Annotated in this window: 13 protein-coding genes; 7 read left to right on the forward strand and 6 right to left on the reverse strand. The window is 36.2% G+C overall.

What is annotated here, in order from left to right:
- Positions 1-135: 135 nt before the first annotated feature.
- From ACECE_RS0222515 to speD, 4 genes are all read right to left on the reverse strand, one after another.
- Entirely contained in the window at positions 136-1,770 is a 1,635-nt protein-coding gene (locus ACECE_RS0222515) for a DEAD/DEAH box helicase (protein ID WP_010251324.1), read from the reverse strand.
- Between the two features lie 531 nt (positions 1,771-2,301).
- A complete protein-coding gene (locus tag ACECE_RS0222520) occupies positions 2,302-4,308 on the reverse strand; it encodes a glycoside hydrolase family 9 protein (RefSeq protein WP_010251326.1) in 2,007 nt (668 codons plus the stop codon).
- Between the two features lie 115 nt (positions 4,309-4,423).
- Complete coding sequence (locus ACECE_RS0222525) at positions 4,424-6,076, reverse strand: glycoside hydrolase family 9 protein (RefSeq protein ID WP_010251328.1); 1,653 nt, start codon at positions 6,074-6,076, stop codon at positions 4,424-4,426.
- Positions 6,077-6,647: 571 nt separating this feature from the next.
- Entirely contained in the window at positions 6,648-7,472 is an 825-nt protein-coding gene (speD, locus tag ACECE_RS0222530; protein WP_010251330.1) for an adenosylmethionine decarboxylase, read from the reverse strand.
- Positions 7,473-7,684: 212 nt separating this feature from the next.
- Here speD and ACECE_RS0222535 point away from each other — a divergent pair, with 212 nt between their 5' ends.
- The 5 genes from ACECE_RS0222535 to ACECE_RS0222555 all read left to right on the forward strand — a co-directional run bounded on the left by ACECE_RS0222535 (position 7,685) and on the right by ACECE_RS0222555 (position 14,475).
- The gene (locus ACECE_RS0222535; RefSeq protein WP_010251332.1) at positions 7,685-9,232 is read left to right on the forward strand and encodes a Ppx/GppA phosphatase family protein; all 1,548 of its coding nucleotides are present in this window, start codon (positions 7,685-7,687) and stop codon (positions 9,230-9,232) included.
- Positions 9,233-9,237: 5 nt separating this feature from the next.
- Positions 9,238-11,343 (forward strand): RNA degradosome polyphosphate kinase, encoded by a 2,106-nt coding sequence (locus ACECE_RS0222540; RefSeq protein ID WP_010251333.1) that lies wholly within the window; start codon positions 9,238-9,240, stop codon positions 11,341-11,343.
- A gap of 69 nt (positions 11,344-11,412) precedes the next feature.
- A complete protein-coding gene (locus ACECE_RS0222545; protein WP_010251335.1) occupies positions 11,413-12,372 on the forward strand; it encodes a D-2-hydroxyacid dehydrogenase in 960 nt (319 codons plus the stop codon).
- Between the two features lie 532 nt (positions 12,373-12,904).
- The gene (locus tag ACECE_RS0222550) at positions 12,905-13,774 is read left to right on the forward strand and encodes a class I SAM-dependent methyltransferase (protein WP_010251338.1); all 870 of its coding nucleotides are present in this window, start codon (positions 12,905-12,907) and stop codon (positions 13,772-13,774) included.
- A complete protein-coding gene (locus ACECE_RS0222555; protein WP_010251340.1) occupies positions 13,774-14,475 on the forward strand; it encodes an RluA family pseudouridine synthase in 702 nt (233 codons plus the stop codon). The genes ACECE_RS0222550 and ACECE_RS0222555 overlap by 1 nt, the downstream gene beginning before the upstream one ends.
- 189 nt (positions 14,476-14,664) lie before the next feature.
- Here ACECE_RS0222555 and ACECE_RS0222560 read toward each other — a convergent pair whose 3' ends face one another.
- Together ACECE_RS0222560 and ACECE_RS0222565 are read right to left on the reverse strand one after the other, a co-directional pair.
- Positions 14,665-19,926, reverse strand: a complete 5,262-nt coding sequence (locus tag ACECE_RS0222560) for an Ig-like domain-containing protein (protein WP_010251342.1) — start codon at positions 19,924-19,926, stop codon at positions 14,665-14,667.
- Positions 19,923-20,453, reverse strand: a complete 531-nt coding sequence (locus tag ACECE_RS0222565; RefSeq protein WP_010251344.1) for a sigma-70 family RNA polymerase sigma factor — start codon at positions 20,451-20,453, stop codon at positions 19,923-19,925. Before ACECE_RS0222565 ends, ACECE_RS0222560 begins: the two co-directional genes overlap by 4 nt.
- Positions 20,454-20,699: 246 nt before the next feature.
- Between ACECE_RS0222565 and glgA the strand changes: the two genes are divergently transcribed.
- Complete coding sequence (gene glgA, locus ACECE_RS0222570; RefSeq protein ID WP_010251346.1) at positions 20,700-22,145, forward strand: glycogen synthase GlgA; 1,446 nt, start codon at positions 20,700-20,702, stop codon at positions 22,143-22,145.
- A gap of 253 nt (positions 22,146-22,398) precedes the next feature.
- Positions 22,399-23,727: an ATP-binding protein gene (locus ACECE_RS0222575; RefSeq protein WP_010251348.1), complete on the forward strand. Its 1,329-nt coding sequence runs from the start codon at positions 22,399-22,401 to the stop codon at positions 23,725-23,727.
- Positions 23,728-23,762: the final 35 nt, after the last annotated feature.

Below are 23,762 nucleotides of genomic sequence, written 5' to 3' on the forward strand. Positions count from 1 at the left end.
AGTGGTAGAATAAAACGAGTTTGTTACTAAATAGAGACCAATAAATCTGTAAATAATACCCTTTCTTAGACTTCATATTTTGGCTTTTTATAATAAGTATTTTAGAGAATAAGAAAGGGTTATTATTTTTACCTTTTAGCGGCTTTTCTTTATTGCGCGTTTTTTGTTTGATCTTTGTATTACTATCTTTTTGCCTTTCAATGTATAATTTTTCATGGCTTCCATTACTTCAGAAGAATATTCCTTAGGAACTTCCACAAATGTGAATCTATCAAATATATCTATGGCACCAATTAGTTTTCCCGGTAGACTTGTGCATGAGGCAATACTTTCTACTATATGTTTCGGTTGAATTTTACTATCCCTTCCAACGTTTATAAAAAGGCGTACCATTCCTTCTTTAGATCCGGTGTCCTCTTCAATGATATCCTGAGCATTTGAGGTTTGATCATTATTCTGATCGAAAATTGTCTTTAACAGTGCAGCAGCGATTTCTAAATTTGTTACATAATTGGTATCAAGATCCTTAGAGTTAGCCTCATCAAGGACTTTTTCAACATATGATACATATTTGGAAAAGTTGCCTTCTGCAAGAGTATCTTTTACTTTGTTAAGTATTAACCCAATTTTTCTTTCCTCAACATCCATTGCAGTAGGAGGTTTGATCAAATGTATTGTAGATTTTGTATATCTTTGTATATCTTTGAGCTTGTGAATTTCGCGTCCTACAACGAAAGTGAAAGATTTTCCGGTTTTTCCTGCTCTTCCGGTTCTGCCAATTCTGTGAACATAGTATTCTTCATCGCTTGGTAAATCATAATTGAAGACAGCTTCTACATTGTCTACGTCGATGCCGCGTGCAGCCACGTCAGTAGCAATAAGAATATCAATTTGGCCTTTCCTAAACTTTGTCATAACCCTATTTCTCTGATCCTGCTTCATGTCACCATGAAGTGCTTCAGTAGAGTAACCCCTTGACTGAAGGCTTGAAGTTAATTCATCCACCTGTCTTTTTGTATTACAAAAAACCAGGGATAATCCAATATTGTTTGCGTCTATAAGCCTGGATAATATTTCGAGCTTTGATGATTGGCTCACTTCCAAATAGAACTGCTCAATGCTCGGTACTGTCATTTGTTTATGTGCAGCTTTGATATGTAAAGGATTTTTTAGATATTTTGAAGTCAGATCCAATATTTCCTTAGGCATCGTAGCTGAAAAAAGTATAGTTTGTTTTTCCTCAGGTACCTTTTCCAATATAGTATCAATATCCTCTCTAAAGCCCATATTAAGCATTTCATCAGCTTCATCGAGTATAAGCATCTTTAAATCTGCCAACTTAAGGGTGCGACGTCTCATGTGATCCATGATGCGTCCGGGTGTTCCAATGATTATCTGAGGACGTTTCTTTAGTGCAGCAATCTGTCTGTCGATAGGTTGTCCACCATAAACTGGTAGTATCTTGATCCCTTCTTTATATTTTGACACATCTCTTAATTCTTCAGATATCTGAATAGCCAGCTCCCTTGTTGGACTCAGGATTAATACCTGAATTCCTTCATTTTGGGGATCAAGCATTTCAATGGCAGGTATCCCAAACGCACAGGTTTTTCCTGTACCTGTTTGAGCTTGTCCAATAAGATCAATTCCTTTAAGAATTTGTGGAATTGTCTGGGACTGAATAGGTGTTGCTTCCTCAAATCCCATATCTGCAATGGCTTTTTGAATTTCATCTGATAGATTCAGATCCTTAAAAACTACATTTTCCATTTTGTTTTATCCTTTATATTTATTTTTATTACTTTCATTAATTCAGGTTGTCAGTACTTTTTTAGCTAAGGCATGTATGACTAATTATAAATAATATTAAAATGCACTTAACCTGTTTAAAGCCTCTCATTACTCTTGAAAGGAATGGGTTAAATGACATTAGTAAATTCATCTATGTCCATATCTAATAAATTGTATATATAAAATGCCCATTTGTCAATAAACAGGTTTAGCTTATGTTTTCTAAGACTTTATACATATAAGCTTTCTTTATATTTATACCACTTAGTAAACGAGTTTATTCAAAATATTGTATATTTTCACCGTAGACAGTAGGAAAATGAATAGAATTTCTTAACAAGCTTTTGATTATTACATTTTGAAATCTAATAGGCTTTAGCCCGGTTTGATTTTATTAAGTTTGCATTAAAATAGCGGGAACTTATTGTGTTCCCGCCTCTAAAAACAATATATTTTATATTAATGATAATTGCTTCATAGAGTGAAGCTAACATTGTTGTACTAAACTTATTACTGGTTTACAGGGAATACCTTTAAAGTTCCAAGTAAATACATTCTCATATATCCAAAATCAATTGAGTTAAAGGAACCATCACCATTAACATCTGCTGCAATTTCACCGTTCTCAGCAGGGAACTTGCTTTCTAGACCGAGTAAATTCATTCTCATATGGCCAAAGTCCAGAGAATTTATAGATCCGCTGTTATCGACGTCACCATATAGGATATCAGATGACGATGGAGTCGGTGAAACTGATGATGTAGGAGTTGGTTGTGGGCCACTGCCATTATCATAAGCCATTGCAACGATCAAGTCTAGGCAGTTGTACTGTATTGAAAGGGAGAACTCATTAAATCTCCAATTATCACTCATTTGTGCTAACGAAATATCTTCATACCATGGACTGGTTGAAGAACCTGTTGGTTTACTCCAGTTAGCACCGCAAATCAAATAGCCCGGAAGAACTATTGTTGAATTTGCATTGCTGCTGCCATCAGGATCTAGACGACTGTGTGGGTGCAATGGATATTTTTGGCCGATTCCACTAACCCAGCTTAAGTTCCACGGATTCACTCCCATTGTCCATTGGGCTGCTTTTGCAGCGGCATCTCTTAACGAAGAATCTCCGGTTATTTCATAAAGTCTATAAGCATCCGCTGCATACGAAATATTAGGTTCGTTTATTCCGAAAGTACCATCATTTTGATTCCAAGTTACTCCAAATGGATTAACCAGATTGTCTTTCCAGGTTTTAATGTGGGACGTAAGAAGACTAACAATTTTAGTTTTGAGTGTTCCAGCCTCATTGTAGTATTCAGCCAATGATATAGGTTGAAGATTCCAATAGTTGGTTGGTTTTACTACAAGACCGCTAAGACTGTTAATTTGTGAATCAATCCAGGTTTTATATTTTGTATCCTTGGTAAGGAGGTATAACATTACTTCAGCCCAAAGTCTTGGATTGCTTTGGTCAGTAATTGCATACCAACCTCCGCTTTTTGAAGTGTTGGCTATTGCCCAGCTATATGCACTTATTGCTCCAGCTTTACATTCTTCGGAAAAAGCAGGGTCTATTGATGCAAATGCACGAGCAACAGCTGCCAAGCCGCCTGCTGTTTTCATAGTGGCGTCATAAGTCATGGCGCTAGCATTTCTTGAGTGACCAACACGGTCGTCGGAGTCGCCACGGATTCCGTTTGTCTCATCTGAAGGATATTTCCAAGAATAATGCTGACCATTAGGTGCATCTATTGAGTCATAGACACCAGCGCCTGTTGCAGCAAGGATCTTTAAGAGGTCTTGTGCACCTACTTTAGCTTCATCTAAAAGATCAGGAACCCCATTGCTATCATAATCAAAGTTTGCATTTGTACGTCTCATATATGAAATAGCCAATGCACCTGCAATCCAACCCTCATTACTACCATACTTATTATTGTCTCCTGCATCATGCCAACCGCCAACCATATCTTTATTCTGGCCTGATTCGGAACCACATTTGGCATCGTCTGTGTGACAAGCTTTGTGAAGTGCTTCAGCACTTGGTCTGTTGGTGAAGCCGCTTGACGGTATTGCTTGATTAGTGTCAACACCACAACGCTGAATTCTGTAAAACTCAACCATTTCATCAGTATAATCTTTCCATATATTATCCTTTATTGAGAATGTATAGGAAGATACTGAATTTGACTTGATTTTAAATTCTCCTGTCTGATCAAAATCAGTAAAATCTGCAAGATAATAGGTCTCGCCCCTTGTCCAGCCTGATGGGGTGTATGGACTCATTGTTCCGCTTCCGACTTGTGTTCCATCGCTTGCTTTTACTATCTGGAAAGTTGGATCTGTTAATGTGCCTGTAACTACAACAACAGCTGTTTTGATCTGACCAACAGAATATCCTGCCTGGCAGACTGTTACAGAAGATGGTGCAGCTGCTTGAATGCATGTTATACAAAATAGATTAACTATGAGCCCTAAAACTACTATAAAAGAAATTATTTTTACAACCCTTTTCATTTTTTTCTCCTTTGCTAATTTTAGAACATAAATTTTTATACATATACAAAAAATATTATTTCTATCTGGTTCAAGCATTTACTTGAACCAGATAGAGATAATTCATAATATCGGATTAGAATGAAGAAATCTTTCCAAGTAAATACAATCTCAAATAGCCAAAGTCAATTGAATTATTAGCTCCATCACTATTAACGTCAGCTGCATCAATCCAATTATGGGAAGGGTCTATTAACGTAGGAGTTTTGATCATGCCGAGAATCAATTGCCTATAGAAACCAAAATCAATAGAATTTACTTTGCCGTCTCCGTTTAAATCACCTTTAATAACAGTGCTTGAAGATGTAGCTGTTGGTGTAGGAGTAGAAGGATTTTTTGTAGGTGTAGGTGTTGAGGAGGATGGTTTTCCAGCCATTAATCCTGCGACTGCTCCTACAAAGGCAGCATTGTAGTCTATTGCTACCTCTGTATTCTGATAGGAGTTTACATCATCTAAAAATGCATCACTTGAATCCGGACCTCCAACTAAAGCTCCGGTCAGTGTATGCTTAGCAGGTTTTGTATTTTCTCCGCCAGCATATGTATAGCCGTTAGCAGCTCTGTGGTGTGGATGTAAGCTATAATTACTTCCGTATCCAATTACATAAGACATACTCTTAGGGTTTTTACCAAGCGCGTAATCTATTTGTGATTGGGCGAAGGTTTTGTAAGTTTCATTACCAGTTTGCTTATAGTACTGCAATGCCAGAAGAGCTTCAGCAGAAGCATATCTCAATACTCCCCAGTTGCTTAAATACTTCAAACCGCCTGGAGTTGTAGTAAGTGAAGTCATCCAATAGTTAAGGTTATACTCCATGGCATCTTTATATTTCTTTTCTCCTGTAAGTTCAGCCATCTTACAGAATACAGCCATGTACATATCATCCCAGCACATTGTCCATTTGTTTATAAAAGGTGATTCACCAAGGAATGTAGTGTGTGATAGGTAACTATCGATTTCTGTCATATAGGAACTATCTTCTTCAGCGACATAGAGCCATGCCGCAGCCCATGATAAATCATCCCAATAACCGTTAGACTGGTAGAACGCACCTTCTTTATATTTACCAAGATTAGTTTTAGCCATTGTATAAAGCTCTTTTGCAGCCTTTAGGCAGGTACTTGCATAGGAGGAATCTACATCCTTATAGTTTAAGTACATTAATGTAAGAGCTGATGAAGTAAGAGCACAAACATCGGAAGCTGCACTTGATGAATTTGCAACATAGGGAACGGCTCTTTCGCCAGTTTGAGTTTCAGGAGCTCCCCAGTATGTGTGGTCTATCTGTCCATCTCCAACCTGGTAATAGTAAGTTGTTGCATTAGGATGGCATTTTAATAAATAGTCTGTAAAATATTTCATTGTAGATAACATCTTGGTTTTATTGCCGGTTGAATCAAAAACAGATTTATATTCATATAATGACCAACCTAAAATTGATGCGGCATATGCCTGAGGTAAATTGAATTTTACATGGTCACCAGCATCGTGGTATCCGCCTGTTAGGTCTAGGCTGACTACGGAGCCGTCTTGTGTATGGCATGCTCCTCTCCAGTCAAAAACATTGTCTTTTGCTACATCAGGACCGCATTTGTTACCATCATAAAAATAAATTGAATATTTTAGTGCAGTACTGTAATCACTTCCAGCTGCGGTAACACTCACAGCGGTAAATACTGAAGTTAGTAATAGTGACATTGCAAGCACTATTGTTATTATCCTTTTCATATATTTCCTCCTTAATAATAAAAAATGATAAATTTGGGAAAAACAAAAACCATACCACTATTGTCATAGGTATTTTGATTAGCTGCTGCATTGAAAATACTAAACTATATGCATAAGCATAGAATCAATAAAATAGTGTAATGGTTTACCGGGTTTGAATATTGTATCTAATCACCTCCATATTTAATTGTAATATCAAAGTTGTTTAACAACCACCTCCGCTAAAAGATAATCATAATAAAAATATGTACTATAAACATCCAAAACAATGGAATGAGTATATACCAAAAAAGTATATTTGCAGGATCATTTCTCAGAAGATTGGTATAAAGAAATTAATGTCAAATCTTAAAACTATTATATCATAAAATATATTTAAAATTAACTAGGAAGTAAATTAATATTATTAAGGAATAGCTGAGATATTAATTCGGATTTTTTACTTAGCAATGATAGATAAATAAAAAGCATTATTAAATAGAGAAACTATATATTCCAAGAAGCAGCAGAGAAAAAAACTTCCTAGAATATATAGTATTTGTTGAAGTATTGGATTTGATAAATTTCATATTTATACTTTGGGAATGTTTCTTCCATAAAATATTTCTGCCATTTCCTTTTTCAATTTCTGTTTGATTTTTTTCTTTTCACCCTGTTGTAAATCTTTTTTGGTTACACCAAATAAATAATTGTCAAGGTCAAAATCCTTAATTAGCATTTTAGTGTGAAAAATATTCTCCTGATACACGTTCACGTCTACATTATGATAGAGGTCCTTTGTTTCACTGGCAATATAGTTTTGTATAGAGTTGATTTTATGATCTATAAAAAACTTTTTACCTTCAATGTCACGAGTAAAACCTCTTACTCTATAATCAATGGTAATAATATCCGAATCAAAACTGTGAATCAGATAATTGAGTGCTTTAAGAGGAGATATACGTCCACATGTAGATACGTCAATATCTGCCCTGAATGTACTTATACCTTCATCAGGATGGCTTTCAGGATAAGTATGGACTGTTATATGGCTTTTATCCAAATGTGCGAGTACTGTCTCAGGAATTGGACCGGGAGACTCCGTTTGGTTTGAATCATCTTCATGATCATGAGTGTTATTTATTTTCTCCTCAGATATAAGCATGGTAACACTAGCTCCTTGAGGTTCGTAGTCCTGACTGGAGATATTTAAAATATTTGCTCCGATAATATTCGATACATTAGTTAGTATTGTGGTCAGTCTTTCAGCGTTATATTGTTCATCAATATAGTCAATATAGCCTTTTCTATGCTCTAGCGTTTTTGCATAGCAAATGTCATATATGTTAAAGCTAAGTGTTTTGGTCAAGTTATTAAAACCGTAGAGTTTTAACTTCTTTAAGGATTTAATTTCCATAACATTTCCCTCCTTCCTAAATAATAGTCCATGATTATTATAATTTTATAATGCTATTTTGTAAATGGTCCATAAAAAATATGTACAACAAAATGTCGATTTGTACCAAATCTAAGCAATTTACCATAGTAAAAAAAGGTGATATAATAAAATGTACATATCACAGATGTGAGTAGTTATCGTAAAATCATGGGGAAGAGGTCTAATCTCAAATGGATAGAGGCAAGTACAAAGTAATGGCGGCTATTGATGTGGGATCTAATGCTCTAAGGATGATGATCGCACAGGTAAAACCAGATGGGGAAGTAATTCCCATGGAAGATTTATATCAACCAACTAACATGGGAAAAGATACATTTGCTTTTGGAAGAATCCAAGTTCAATCAATTCATGATACATGTGATATATTAAAAGGCTTTTACAGGCTTATGCAGGACTATAAGATTAAAGATTATCGTGCTGTAACTACGAGCGGAATCAGGGAAGCTGAGAATAGGGAATATGTGCTCGAACAGATTAGAATAAGGTCTGGACTTGAGGTCGAAATAATAAATAATGCCCAGGAACGTTTCCTGATGTACAAAGCGATACGTAATCATATGGTAAATGAACGGATGTTTTCTGAAAAGGGTACAATGATAGTAGATATTGGCTCAGGTGGTGTTGAAATTTCAGTATATAACCTGGGAACACTGAAATTTACCGAATATATAAAGATAGGTTCTTTAAGACTAAGTGAGGTTCTGGCTGATCTTCAAAAGAAGACTCTGGATTTTCCAAGTATAATGGAAGAATTCATTGACAGTAGGATTGATTTTTTGGAGGAGATATTGCCACAGTTTAAGATCAACAATTTTATAGGTCTTGGCGGTGAGCTTAAAACAATCAGTGGGTTGTGCTTAAGTGAGGGTGGAAATAAAGTTCCAAACTTTGTTGGAAAAGAAGAACTTAAGAAGTTGTATTCAAAAGTTCATAGACATACAACTGCGCAAATTAAAGAAGAATTCGGGCTTAAAAAGAATCAGGCACAAATACTGCTGCCTTCAATAATTTTGTTTAACAGCTTTTTAAATATGACCGAGGCCGATGGAATATATACACCTATGGTCTCATTAAGGCATGGACTTCTTGCGGACATGGTAGACGAAAGGTATGATGTTGCTGGAAGGAAAGAGGCCTTAAATAATATAATCAGTTCAGTATGGCATGTTGGAAAAAAATATGCTGTCGATGAAGTTCACAGTGCGTTTATTGAGAAGCTGACCTTGTCTATGTTTGATCAGATGTTAAGGGTTCATATGCTTGGCGACAAGGAAAGATTATACTTACGGGTGGCCTCAATATTACACGATGTTGGAAAATATCTAAATCATAATGGTCATGATATCCATTCTTATAATATCGTCCGTTTCTTGGATATTATGGGCTTCTCGGATGAAGAGCTTAATCTTGTAGCCAATATAGTGAGGTATCACAGTGATGACATTCCTGACTTATCGCATGAAAATTACAGGGTTTTAAGTCCTAGCCAACAGATAGTAGTTTCAAAATTGGCAGTAATTTTACGAATGGCTGAAGCACTGGATATTTCACACAAGCAGAAAATAAAGGATATCAAGATAAGTAAGGTTGGAAATGAACTGTATTTTGATATAGCTGCCAGAGAGGATATATTGCTGGAAGAATGGAGTTTTAATAGTAATGCGACTTTTTTTGAGGAAGTAATGGGAAATAAACCTGTTATCAGACGTAGGGGATGATGTCTATGAAAAAATGTGAAAATAAAATGAACAGTAATTTCTTTAATCGCGAATTAAGCTGGCTGGAGTTTAATGAAAGAGTTCTTGAAGAAGCTTGCGATACCAATAGTAATCCGGTACTAGAAAGAATAAAATTTATTTCCATTGTAAGTTCAAACCTTGATGAATTCTTTATGGTCAGGGTTGCATCATTGTTTGACCAGATACTTGCTGGGTTTAATGAGCCTGATATGGGAGGTTTTGCTCCGGCTGAGCAGATCGGTTTAATCTCTACTAGAACTCACAAAATGGTTAATGACCAGTATATTTGCTATAACCGTTCTTTACTGGCATGCCTGAAAAAAGAAAAAATCTTCTTTGTGAAACCAAAAGAACTAAATGAAAAGCAAAAGCTTTATATTGAAAATTTATATTACAAGACCATATTTCCTGTATTGACGCCGATGGTAGTTGACAGGAGCAGACCTTTTCCGCTGATACTTAATAAAAGCTTAAATGTTGCACTATTGCTTGAAAACAAAGAAGATGAGAACGAACCTATATTTGGAATGGTTCAGGTTCCCTCTGTGCTTGAAAGACTTGTGGAATTGCCCTCAAAAGAGAATGAGAAGCATTTTATTCTACTTGAAGATATAATCAAGATGTACATTGAAACTCTATTTACCGGCCACAATATTATTACAATGGCCTGCTACCGTATTACCAGGAACACAGATCAGGGGCTTGATGAAGAGGAAGCAGAGGACTTGCTTGAGGCAATTCAGCAGTTTATTAAGAAGAGAAAATGGGGAATGGTAATAAGGCTGGAAATAGAATATGGAATGTCAGAGGAACTTCTTGGAATTCTCACTGATGAGTTGGAAGTTCCAAAAGAAGGAATATACGAAATAAAAGGTCCTCTTGATTTGACATTCCTGATGAAAGTATATTCCCTGCCAGGCTTTGTAGATTTAAAATATCCTGTTTACAGGCCTCAGCCTATACCTAAGTTGGAAGCTGAAGGGGATATGTTTGACGCTATTTCAAAAGGGGACATTTTGCTTCACCATCCATACCATTCTTTTGACCCTGTAACCGAATTGGTTAAACAGGCTGCCAACGATCCTAAAGTACTTGCAATTAAGCAGACTCTTTACAGGGTTAGCGGTAATTCTCCTATTGTTGAAGCACTTGCTCAAGCTGCAGAGAATGGGAAACAGGTAACCGTGCTTGTTGAGTTAAAAGCAAGATTTGATGAGCAGAACAATATAATATGGGCTAAGAGATTGGAAATGGCAGGGTGCCATGTTATATACGGACTTGTGGGCTTAAAAACTCACTGTAAGATATTGTTGATAGTTAGGATGGAAGACGATGGTATAAAAAGGTATGTTCATATGAGTACAGGCAATTATAATGACATTACAGCCAAGTTCTACACAGATATAGGTTTGCTGACTGCCGATCCTTATTTTGGCTCGGATGCGTCTAATCTTTTTAATATGCTTTCGGGATATTCACGATTAACTAAAATGTATAAGCTGGATGTAGCACCAGTAGGTTTAAGACAAAAGTTTATAAGCCTTATAAGGCAGGAAGCGAATTATGCGCGAAGTGGTAAAAAGGCTAGAATTGTTGCAAAACTTAATTCCCTTGTAGATGAAGGTATAATTAACGAACTGTATGAGGCTTCGAAAGCTGGGGTTGAGATAGATCTGCTGGTAAGGGGGATATGCTGCTTAAAACCTGGAATAAAGGAACTAAGTGAAAATATCAATGTTAAGAGTATAGTTGGAAGATTTTTAGAGCATAGCAGGGTGTACTACTTCCATAATGATGGGGAAGAGCAGTTATACCTGTCTAGTGCTGATTGGATGGGAAGAAATCTTGACAGGAGAGTGGAAATACTTTTTCCAATTGAAGACAAAGGTATTGTTTCAAATATAAAAGACATGCTGAAGACTTATTTGAAAGACACTGCAAAATCAAGGGTTTTAGATAAGGACGGAAATTACAGGCATGCTAACAGGCGGGGAAAAGCAGTTATGAACAGTCAGGAGTATTTTTGTAAACAGGCAATAAAGCAGGCTCAGGCATTCTTAAATGATAAAATAGATAAAGAACTTGAGTGAGTTTATAAAAGATTAGAAATTAGAAATGTTAATAAGCACTAGTTGAGTTTTAAGGGAGGCGTGATGTTGGTGTTAAGAATTTGCTTTCTGGATGCAAAAACACTTGGAAGTGATGCGAATTTATCAGGATTGGCTGAATTTGGAGATATATCCATATATAATACAACCAAGTCTGAAGATGTAATAGACAGAATAAAAGACCAGGACATAGTGATAACAAATAAAGTTGTACTTAACGAAAGTAATTTGAAGCCTGCTCTAAATTTGAAACTTATATGCGTTGCTGCGACAGGTACAAATAATATTGATTTGGGCTATGCCAAAAGCAGGGGAATTGCTGTGACAAATGTAGCAGGATACTCTACACAGAGTGTGGCCCAACATACATTTGCCATGTTGTTTTATTTGCTGGAGAGCCTTAAGTATTATGATGAATATGTAAAATCAATGGATTATTCAAAAAGTGATGTGTTTACCCACCTAGAAAAACCGTTTACCGAACTTTATGGGAAGACCTGGGGAATTATTGGACTTGGAACTATTGGAGGTACGGTTGCTTGTATTGCAAGAGCGTTTGGATGCAGAGTTGTTTATTACTCAACTTCGGGAATGAATAATAATGGTGAATATGAGAGAGTTGAGCTTGATAAGTTAATGGAGGTATCTGATATAGTTTCCATTCATGCACCGTTAAATGACAGGACCAGGAACCTTATAGACTATAGGTGTTTGCAGTCTATGAAGAAGAGTGCAATACTTATAAACCTTGGCAGAGGCGGAATAGTAAATGAAAATGACCTTGCAAAGGCTTTGGACGAAGATTTGATAATGGGGGCAGCTCTTGATGTTTTGGAATCGGAACCTATAAAACCTTCAAATCCTCTTCTTGCTTTAAAAAAGCGGGAGAAATTAATTATAACACCTCATATAGCCTGGGCAAGCGTTGAGGCGAGAAGAAGGCTTATAAATGAGCTGAATTTAAATATTAAAGCTTTTTTAAACAATGAAGTGAGAAACAGAGTGGATTAATAAACTGGTATAAAGTATTGATGGAGCATCAGTTGATGCTCCGTCAATATTGTACAGATAAGTTATGGTGGAAAAAATATCTTCTACTAAGTATTACTAATCCCTAAAGCCACGTCCGTCGAAGAACAATAAAAGGAATACGAGGATGAAGAATAAAATTTCGCAGTTGTCTCCAAAAATACCCTTATTACATGACATAAAATATCATCTCCTTTTCTTTGATACTACATATTATTCATTGATATTCAAGTTGGTTACAAAATGACAGCACCTAATACGGTGCTTTTTGTGTATTCCAAGATAACAATATTATCCACTGAGCTAGAAGATGATGAGTTTTATAGAAAAAGAAGTTGCAATAACAATCTTTAAAAAGAAGCTTTTTGTGATATAATATTGCAAGTGTTATACTGTTATTTACAAAAAGACTATTAAAAAATTTGCTTATAACACTGGAAATTACTGAGCTTTGCTTTTTATGAGCCGGGAATATGTATACTTATAGTATTAACGAATGGAGGTTTAATATATAATGCTGCTTGCTGATGACTGGAAAGATTATGAATTGATAGATACAGGAAATGGAGAGAAACTTGAAAGATGGGGTACATACGTTTTAAGAAGGCCTGACCCACAAATTATTTGGCCTGTTAATGACAATAATGGTTTGTGGAATAAAGCTGATGCGCATTATCATAGAAGCACAAGTGGGGGAGGTAAGTGGGAGTACAAAAGAAAGCTACCGGAAAGATGGAAGATATCATATAAAGGAATGTCATTTCATATCGAACCTACGGGATTTAAGCATACAGGTTTATTTCCCGAACAAGCTGTTAACTGGAGCTGGATGATGGATAAAATACGTTCTTCCAAAAGGCCGATCAACGTGTTGAACCTTTTTGCATACACAGGCGGGGCTACAGTTGCTGCTGCATATGCCGGAGCATCGGTATGCCATGTAGATGCCTCAAAGGGTATGGTGCAGTGGGCTAAAGATAATATAAGCCTGTCGGGACTTTCAGACAGGCCCGTACGCTTTATAACCGATGACGTTATTAAATTTGTTCAAAGGGAAAAGCGAAGGGGCAGCGTTTACGATGCAATAATAATGGACCCTCCGTCTTATGGTCGTGGACCAAAGGGAGAAATATGGAAGATTGAGGATGAGATATATCCTTTAGTTGAGCTGTGCATGGATGTTCTATCAAAGGAACCGCTTTTCTTTCTCATAAATTCATATACCACAGGTTTTTCTCCAACTGTAGTTGAGAATATTTTAAAAATGACCATAGGAAAGAAATTTAAGGGTTCCATATCTTCAGGTGAGGTTGGAATACCCGTTTCTTCTACGGGGTTGATACTTCCGTGCGGTATATTTGGCCGTTGGGAGGCAAAAAGTTAATGAGCCCCGGTAAGAACATGAAAATTAAAATTCTATACGAAGATAACCATCTGCTGGTAGTGGAAAAGCCAGTTAATATCCCTGTTCAGCAGGATAGCACAAACGATGTTGATATGCTTACACTTCTGAAAGAGGATATAAAAGTCAGATATAATAAGCCGGGGAATGTGTATTTGGGCCTTGTTCATAGGTTGGACAGACCTGTGGGCGGAGCAATGGTTTTTGCCAAAACATCAAAGGCAGCATCAAGGCTTTCGGATCAGGTTCGTACAAGAGGTTTGAATAAGACTTATTACGCTGTAGTACACGGGAAGTTTGAAGATAAACAAGGCAGATTGGAAAACTATCTCCTAAAGGACGAAAAAACCAATATGGTAAGTGTTGTTTCTCCTGAGGTGGCAGGGGCAAAACAGGCAATTCTTGATTATAAGGTGATCGACGTATTTAAGGATTACACTTTGATAAAAGTAGATTTACATACAGGACGTTCACATCAAATAAGAGTGCAGTTTTCAAATATAGGCCATCCGCTGTATGGAGATCAGAGATATGGCAAGAGTGTAAACAAAGTTGGTCAACAGATTGCGTTATGGTCTTGCGGTATTGCATTGAAGCATCCGACAACGGAAGAAGAATTGGATTTTAAATGTAATCCGCCTGATGTGGAGCCGTGGAATTGGTTTAAGTATTTAGGCTTCTAAGGAATAGCTGAAATATTACTTCAGGTTTTTCACGTGTGCGGTTGCCCCACTTCGCTATACTGATCGCCATGCAACCCAGCTAGTCGCTTCACTGCTCGACTAGGCTTATTTGGGTAAAATAAGCCTAGTCCGTGAAATTATAGCCAAAGTTATATTTTCAGCATTCCTTGATATCTGTTTTAGTAAATCCTATTGTATAACTATTGTACTTGTATCACTTGTATTCAGACTTTCCTTGGAGGATACACTCTGAATTATTGCACTATCAGCCTTGTAAGTTCCAGGGCTTATTACTCTTGCGTAGTAGGTAAGCGGGGGGCTCTTTTTCTGGTCTTTACTAATGTACAAGGTTACTTTTTGCCCATCTGATTCCATATAGCTTATTTCATTACTATTTGGCTCAACACCCATGGTTGAAGGGTTGTCAATTGGTTTTAAGCCAGACGGAAGAAAATCGGTGACCTGGTAAGAACCATCTATGGCTTGTTTGCTTATATCCAATGTGATAACTACTTTTACTATTTCGTCTTGCTTGAAAGTAGTTTTCTCGTCCTTACCTTTTTTGGAATAATAAGCTTTTTTGATAGTCAGATTATTATCAGGTTCTTTAATATCCGTAAGAGGCTTTTTAAACATGGAAACCATAGAAATGTCTCCTGTTACGGAATTGATTTTTAAATTATTTATATCCTTTGAAGGTAATGTAAGTGTAAATGACTCTCCAGCATTTAATGTTTTGCTGTAGGATTTTTCATTTAGTGTATAATTGAAGGATATAGGACCAGCATCGGCTTTTTTTATTTCTTCTTTTATATACAGCAACTTTTCAATACTTGTAAGCATATTTTTACTCTCATTATTTACGCAGTACTCATAAAAGCCTGATTTTTGAGGTTTATCGAGCTTCGATGCCAGTATTGCAGCAAGTGCAGTACATTCGAGAATATCATCCTTGTCTTTTCCAGTTTCTATTCTGTAATAAGGTTTATATGCTTTCATATGAGCTGTAATTTTTTCAATAAAGATCTTATCAGCTTTAGGAAGTTCACCAAGCTCACAATACGCAAGAGCTATATATATAAGATCCTTTATACTTGCATTTTTAACCTCTGAAGCTTTATCAAGCTCCAAAAGCACAGGTTCCTTCAATACGGCAAGGCCATATAACGCATTACCTTTAAGACCTGGTGAATCATCATAAAGTTTAGTGTAGAAATACTCTTTAAGTCTGAAGGTATTTACCTCGTCCTTGATCAAAGATGATATCTTTGCACTTAAATCAATATCGCTGTTACCATAAGGGAGGACAGCAATACCTCCATTGTCTTTTTGGTAGCTGGATGCGTTAACAGGTGAAACAGAATCTTCCGGATCACTTTGCTGGAAATAGCTGCTAATCAGGTCGCTTGCTATTTGAGCTGTGAGTTTTTGGTCAATTCGGTTACCTGATGTATATCTTAAGGAGTTCAATTCACCTAGATACATACCTTTTCCTCTGTCGGTAAATATAAGTTTTGTATTGCCCGCAGTTCCTCCTTCGAATTTCATACCGCTTTTGAGGTTGTAGTACAACGCTTCATCAATCTGGTGATATGTTTTGACAACATTAACAGTGTGCTTTAGAGAGTCTTTTAATCCACTCTGGGTGGATGCTTTTATTATAAGATCGTGTTTGCCTTCACTGAATTTCCAAAGCGGTATATTAACCCTCTGGAAAGCTTTACCTTTGGCACTTGCCAATACTTTTTGATTTTGAGGATCGTACACTTCAAATAAAACATTCTCGTTGCCTTTAAGGTCACTACCATATGCTGTAACACCTAAATCCGGCTTGTCGCCATCTAAATAGGTGGTGTTTAAGGTATAGTTTATAAAGAAAGGAAGGGTGACATTCAAATTGACCTTGTTGCTTCCTGCAAGCAAGTCTGGAGTTACGCCGGAAAGAGATACTCGCCATGAGGTAATGTTATCAGGTATTTTGAATTTAAGTTCACCATATCCGTCATTGTTTAATGTTATGGTATTAAAGTATGCTGTGTCCTTAAAGTCCTCTCTGGTTGCAGCCTTTGTATTAGTATTAGATTCAAGATTGTATGCATCAAATTCTATATCCATATATGCAGTATTGAGCGATTTAGCTTTTGTAGAAAAAGTTGTATAGATTCCGCCCCTGCCAAAGCTCCCTTTAGAAACTTCACCAATACCTGAATTTGCATGGGACTGGTAACTATAGCTAATTCCGGAAGGAAGAGTGGAGTATAAGGCTTGAAGAGTCTCAATGTACTGTTCATTAAGTTTGAAGAGAGCTTCATCAACAATACTTGTGTTAACCACAGCCTTTATTGGATTTCCGTCTTTATCTTTCGCAGAAATTTTAACAGTTACTTCATCACCAGGTTTATAGGATGCTTTATCCAATTTTGCGTCTATTACAAGTTTTTTCTCATCAGGGTTGAATACTGCATTGAATTCTTCAGACTGTACATATGTTAATCCGTTGAAGTAAACACCTGTTACACATACATTAGGTGTGTCCTTATTGTCCATTATAAAGCTGGAATTTGGAGCTTTTCCGACTTCATAACTACGGATTCCATTCTGTGCTTTTATGAATACATATGACCCAGCAGGCATTGTTTTAGTACCTTTTTTAAAGGTGAGATCGACTTTTTCGCCTGTTTTATAATTCTCTTTACCCCCATCAAGAAAATATCTGTTATCATCATAGTTGTTTACAGTATAGTTTCCTATATAGCAGTCAAACTTCATGTTTCTTCCGGAATTATCTATACATTTAATTTCAGCAGAGTAGTAACCGTTTTTTATGTCAGGAGCATCCAAGGTGTAAGAGGCTTTCCCGCTAGCGTCGGTTGTCATTGTTATATGGGCAAATGCTTCTTTATGGTCTTCATACCGATACCTCTTCTGAGTAACCTTGTTTATATAATCGTAGTATTCACCGTCTTCAATTTCGATCCAGGTATGCTTATATATTGTTCCTGTTAAGGTTTTACCGCTTACAGCATCTCCAAGGTAATCCATACTATCTTTAGCAGTTCCGCTGTTAATTCTGTCGAGTACAACTTTATTTACAACAGCATTTATTTTAGCCTTTTGATTCTTTATTTCAGACGTAAGATTTACATTGATATCATTAACAAAAAGGCGTACCTGTGTATTACTTGATATTTCTCCAGCTTCAGGGAGAAGTGCATGGGCATATACGTCAATATACTGTTCTCCCTGAACATTTCCTGATGGATTTGGAACATATTTTACGTCAATACAGCCGGAGGAATCTGTTGTAATGGACTTTTGTACGGTAGTATCGCCAAAATTATCGGCATTAATGTTATAGTCTACCTGAAGATCAGGTACAGCTGTTCCTTCAAAGAATGAGCCTTTAATATTCAGGTTTACTTCTTGCCCAGGAAAAACTGCTTCCTTATTCTTTGTGATATCGAGTTTATAAGCTGGTTTTATAAAGTTCTCAATATTGATGTATGAGCTTGCAACAATTTCATCTTCTTTTTTGACTACCAGTTGATATCCACCAGGGTCAAGGTTTGGAAGTGTAAAATTGCCATTGAATACGCCATCTTTGGTTGTTATATCCTGACTCACAAGGGGAGGTTCACTCATAGGATAGTAGCCTATAACATCTTTATCTCCTTGTCTGGAGTTTATATATCTTTGAAAATAGCTGCTGCCTTGATTGACTTCAACAACCATTGATTCAATTTTCTCATTAGAATACCTGTCTTTTACAAGTCCCCAGAAGTTTACAGTATCATCGGGCTTATAGAGGTTTCGGTCGAGTTGTATGAAATTCCAGTATTTACTGGAGTTGTTATCCTCGTAAACGCCATAGGAGTTTGAACCGCTGGTAACTACAGCTTGTTTATTGTCTTCTGTTTCTATTTTGTAAAACGTTGTACATTCTCCAGAAGCATTTTTAGGTGAAGGGGAATCAAAGTAAGCTATGCCTTCTTTATCGGTAGTATAAGTTTTATTGGAGTCTACCTGCGATATTTTTGCATTGTAAATGGCTTTTTTGCTGCTCAAGTCATTTAGCCATATAAGAGTTTTATTGGTACTATTCATCAGGTACATGCCAATATCGGTTACCTGGATAAAGGTTTGAAATTTTAAATCCTCCCAATTGCTATCTACAAGATAGAATCCTTTGGATAGAGAAGAGGGAAGTTTAATAAACTGTTGTTTATCATTAGAGTTAGCGTTAAATCTCTGCTCAAATTCAATAACTTTCTCTAGACCTTTAATAGGTATAGAGTTTTTTGAAGAACTTCTATAGGCCCAGGATGAAGCATTAAAAGAATTTTTGTTTTTTAGTGCTTCAATGAAGGAATTGATATCTTTATAGGAGTAGACACTTGTCTTAACTTTTACAGGATCTTTAAAATTATCTGTATTTATATAATGGTTAATTGAAAGATATGGACTTTCGTTTGAAGTGTATTCATTTATGTTTTGGTTATAAGAGAAAAATCCCTTGTTGTAAGGCTCGCTTTGATTTGTTGCAGTTGTTTCAAATTGAAAGGTGAAGTCTTCACTTAAAGAATAGTCTGTACCAGCAAGTTTCAAGCCCCTTTTTACTTTGACTGTATAAAGAGTACTTTCCTTTAATGCTTTTGGTACAAATACCATTGTTTTTTTATGTCTTTCAAAGCGTCCTTCTGCTTTGGGATATATCTCAAAATAATTATCAATATCTTCAAAACCTTCATGACTGAAGTAAATTTCTATACCTGAATTTGTTGGCACATCGGTTGTTTTGTCACCAGGAAAAGCACTGAGTATTTTAAACGCTGCGCATGTTTGGAAAGTCCAGGTTATATCGCTTCTGTCTGGTGATTTGATTCTGAAGGTATAAAGGGAGTTTTGTTCAAAATCTTTAGAAGGCTTAATTTTAAAAGAATTTGAACCATTTTTGGATATTACCGGTGCAGGTTCGTTATCAATTGATAAACTACCTTCCAACTTTTTTAATTCAATACTGTTTTTTGACTCAAGAATAAATTCACTGTCGGGTTTTACGCCAGTTGAATCAAGGCTGACTGGAGTAAGAGTAAAACCACCTCTGTAATCACCGGCAATTACTTTTTCAGTAAATGTAGAATTTGGTATAAAGATTATTCCCAGTAAAAGCGCAAATACACAAGCTATTGCAATTGCAGCCTTTTTTACAGTTATAAAATGTTTTTTGCTATTGCTATTTTTATTTGGCAAGGATATTGTATTGAGTTTTTCAGGAATTTTAACATCCGAGTAGGCTTTCTTTATACTTTCAATGGAGTATTTTAGTTGCAAATATTCTTTGGTACACAAAGGACATTCGCTAAGATGCTTTTCAAGCTCCACTTTTTCGTTTTCTTTAAGTTCGTCCTGTACATATGCTTCTAAATTGTCAATTATTTCTTTGCAGTTCATAAAGATACCTCCTTTTTGGTATAATTAGCACCAAGTTGCTCCTTAAGTAATTTGTGGGCTCTGTTAAGCCTGGATTTCACTGTCCCTATAGGTATATCAAGCACCGATGCGATGTCTTCAAATTTTAAGTCATGGTTATACCGGAGGTCAATTACCTCCTTGTAAATGGCCTCCAGTCTGTTTGTAAGGTTTTGTATATCCATCGACTCGTCGGAATCATATTCATCGTGCTGCTCAGAATGGTTTATTTCACTGTCTAGAGGAATGACTTTCCGTTTATATTGTTCAATGTTATTACACTCATTGAGAAGAATTCTTATTAACCATGTTTTAAAAAACTGGTTTTCCCGCAATTTTCTAATGTTTGAAAAAGCCTTATAAAGTGCTTCTTGTACGGCATCTAAAGCATCTTGCTCGTTTCCGAGTCTAACTAATGCAGTTTTATACAATTGTACTTTCATAGTATCTACCAGCTCCATGAAAGCATTTTTGTTACCTGCTTTAGCTTTTTCAACAAGTTCGGTCAAATTTGTGGTCACCACCTTAAGATTGATTCTCGATATATCAAGATTTAAATGAACTTTTATTTGTGAATTCTATTATTAGACTCATAATTTTTTATAAAAGTTCGATACATAAATGAAAATATAAAAAATATTTTAAAATTAGGGGAATATTTATTATAATGATAGTAGCTAAGGATAATGAAATAATATCTGCTATATTTTCAATTATTCTTTGAACAATCAAATTATTATACACAGGAGGATATTATGAAGAAGACTAAGGTGCTTTTTGTTTCATCCGAAGTAGATCCCTTTGCAAAATCCGGTGGACTTGCCGATGTGGCGGCTTCACTGCCGAAGGCGTTGAATGGGTTGGGACAGGACGTTAGAGTAGTAATGCCGAAGTATAAGAACATTCCTAAAAAGTATGTAGAAGAAATGGAGTACTTGGGCTATGTATATGTAGATATTTCTTGGAGACATCAATTCTGTGGAATAATGAAATACGAGAAAGACGGAGTTGTCTATTATTTTCTTGACAATGAATACTATTTCGGAAGAGATGGCTATTATGGCTATGATGATGAAGCAGAGCGTTTTGCATTCTTTTCTATGGCTTTATTGTCCATGCTTCCAGTAATTGATTTTAAGCCAGATATAATACATTGCAATGACTGGCAAACAGGAACGGTTAGTTTACTTCTCAAAGCTAATTACAAAAACAATGAGTTTTATAAAGATATAAAAACGGTATTTACGATACATAATTTGAAGTATCAAGGAGTTTATCCAAAAGAGGTTTTAGGCGGTGTATTAGGACTTAGCTGGGAATACTTTACTCCTGATGGAGTCGAGTTTTTTGACAATATCAACTATTTAAAAGCCGGGTTGGTGTATTCTGATATAATTACAACAGTAAGCAAAACCTATGCGGAAGAGATAAAAACGGATTTCTTTGGAGAAAAACTCAATAATGTTCTCAATAAAAGGTCCCAGGACCTGTATGGAATTCTTAACGGAATTGATATGGAGAGCAATGACCCTGCTAAAGATAATAAAATCTTTGCAAACTTTACCGCAGACAACCTTGATGGTAAGATGACAAATAAGCAAATGCTTCAAAAGAGCCTTGGACTGCCTGAAAGAATTGATATACCGGTTATAGGTATAATATCCAGATTGGTTGATCAAAAGGGTTTTGATATTATAAATTATGTTATGGATGATATTATGAATCTGGATATTCAACTTGTACTTCTCGGAGCAGGAGACTACAGTTATGAACAGGCGTTTAAACACTATCAGGAAAAATATCCGGGAAAAATATCCGTAAATCTCAAATATGATGCAGTTCTCTCACAGAGAATTTATGCCGGTTCAGATATGTTTCTTATGCCTTCACTGTTTGAACCATGTGGATTAAGCCAGATGTTTAGTCTAAGATACGGTACTATACCTATTGTCAGAGAAACCGGAGGGCTTAAAGATACCATTTCGCAGTATAATGATATAACGCATGAAGGTAACGGCTTTACATTTACCAGATATAATGCGCATGATATGCTTTATGCTATCAAGGAGGCGGTACATTTCTACTACCATAGATCTACATGGAACTGGCTGATGAAGAAGGGAATGGCTGTAGACTTCAGTTGGGAAAAGTCTGCAAAAGAGTATATGGAAGTCTACAAGAAAGCTATTGCTAAGAAATAGTAAGTTGTATTGTAATAGATAAACTGTTTGTTATCAAAAAATTGCTTAGAAGGATAATATAAGACCCTGGTGATGCTTCATCAGGGTCTTGTCAATTTGTTAGATAAGCACTCCCACAGTTTTTTTGCGCGCCCCTTGAGAAAGCTTTATAAAAATTCTATTGACCTTAATGCTGGATTTTGACAGCTAAATAATATAAACTGTAATTGGAATAAACTATGAAGCATTTTAGCATTACTTGGAGGTAGTTATTATGAGACTGGAAGAACTAAGGCTGAAGTTGAACTCTATATCGGTATATAGAAACTTATTGGAAGATAAATTAATAAATAGTTTGCATGTTTTTTTAGAAAGATTATTTTCTGGTGAGATGGATTTAAATGGTTTTGCACGACATTATAATTTGTTGTTTTTTAATATAATCAATATAGATCAGCAGAAATCATTCAGGGAATATATCATAGACTTGATAATTTCAGATGAGAACCCGTTTTCCATGGCTTCTGAGAAAATGGATTATGAAAATATTAATAATAATCTTGTGAAGGCAGCATCGAATGACTTAAGGAGCTTTGGTGAGATTTCAATGATATCTTCTGATATATTTAAGGAATATGCGCTCCAGCACCTTTGTACTTCAACTTTTGAGGCCACAGTTGCAAGTGGATTTCCAGAATGGGGTAATAGTGAATTGGGGGACCAATTAGAGCCAATAAAGGAACTGTTATATAAAAATGATGCTTGGGATAGATTTGCGAGGGACCTTTCAACGTTTTACAGAGCTAACGGTACCGGTATGTTTTCTCGATTTCGTGCTTTTATATGGGAGAGAGGCAAATCTTCTGGCAGCTTAAGAGGTATTGATTCACCGGACCCTATAATGCTCTCTGATTTTATAGGCTATGAGTCGGAACGCTTGGAGATTATTAAGAATACTGAGCAGTTCCTAAAAGGGTTTACTGCCAACAATATGCTTTTGTATGGAGACAGGGGCACCGGCAAGTCTTCGACAGTAAAAGCACTTGTCAATGAATACTGGCAAAAGGGACTGCGAATTGTTGAAGTTCCCAAGAATAATTTAGCGGACTTTCCCCAAATAATAATGCAGCTTAAAGACAGAAAACAAAGATTCATTATATTTATAGACGATCTTGCTTTTGAGGATGATGAAGAGAATTATACAAGCCTTAAGGCAGTGCTTGAGGGAGGACTTCAAAGTAGACCGGGCAATGTTGTTATTTATGCCACTTCCAACAGGAGGCATTTGATAAAAGAAAAGTTCAGTGACAGATTAGGACTCCAATCAGGAAATGCAGACGATGAGATCAGATCTCAGGACACAATTCAGGAAAAACTTTCACTGGCAGATAGATTTGGAATTACGATAGTATTTTCTTCGCCGGATAAAAGCATGTTTTTAGAGATTGTAGAAGGCCTTGCTGATAAAAGGGGTATTGGCTACGATAAGGACAAGCTTTATAGTGAGGCACTTAAGTGGGAAATTTGGTATAACGGACGATCACCGAGAACTGCAAGGCAGTTTGTCGATTGGCTTGAAGGAAACAGCAACGTGGTTTGCTGATAAACTGTGTAAAAGGATTATCTGAAAGAGGCAGG

Origin of the sequence: Acetivibrio cellulolyticus CD2 (assembly GCF_000179595.2) — a bacterium.
Classification (GTDB): domain Bacteria; phylum Bacillota; class Clostridia; order Acetivibrionales; family Acetivibrionaceae; genus Acetivibrio; species Acetivibrio cellulolyticus.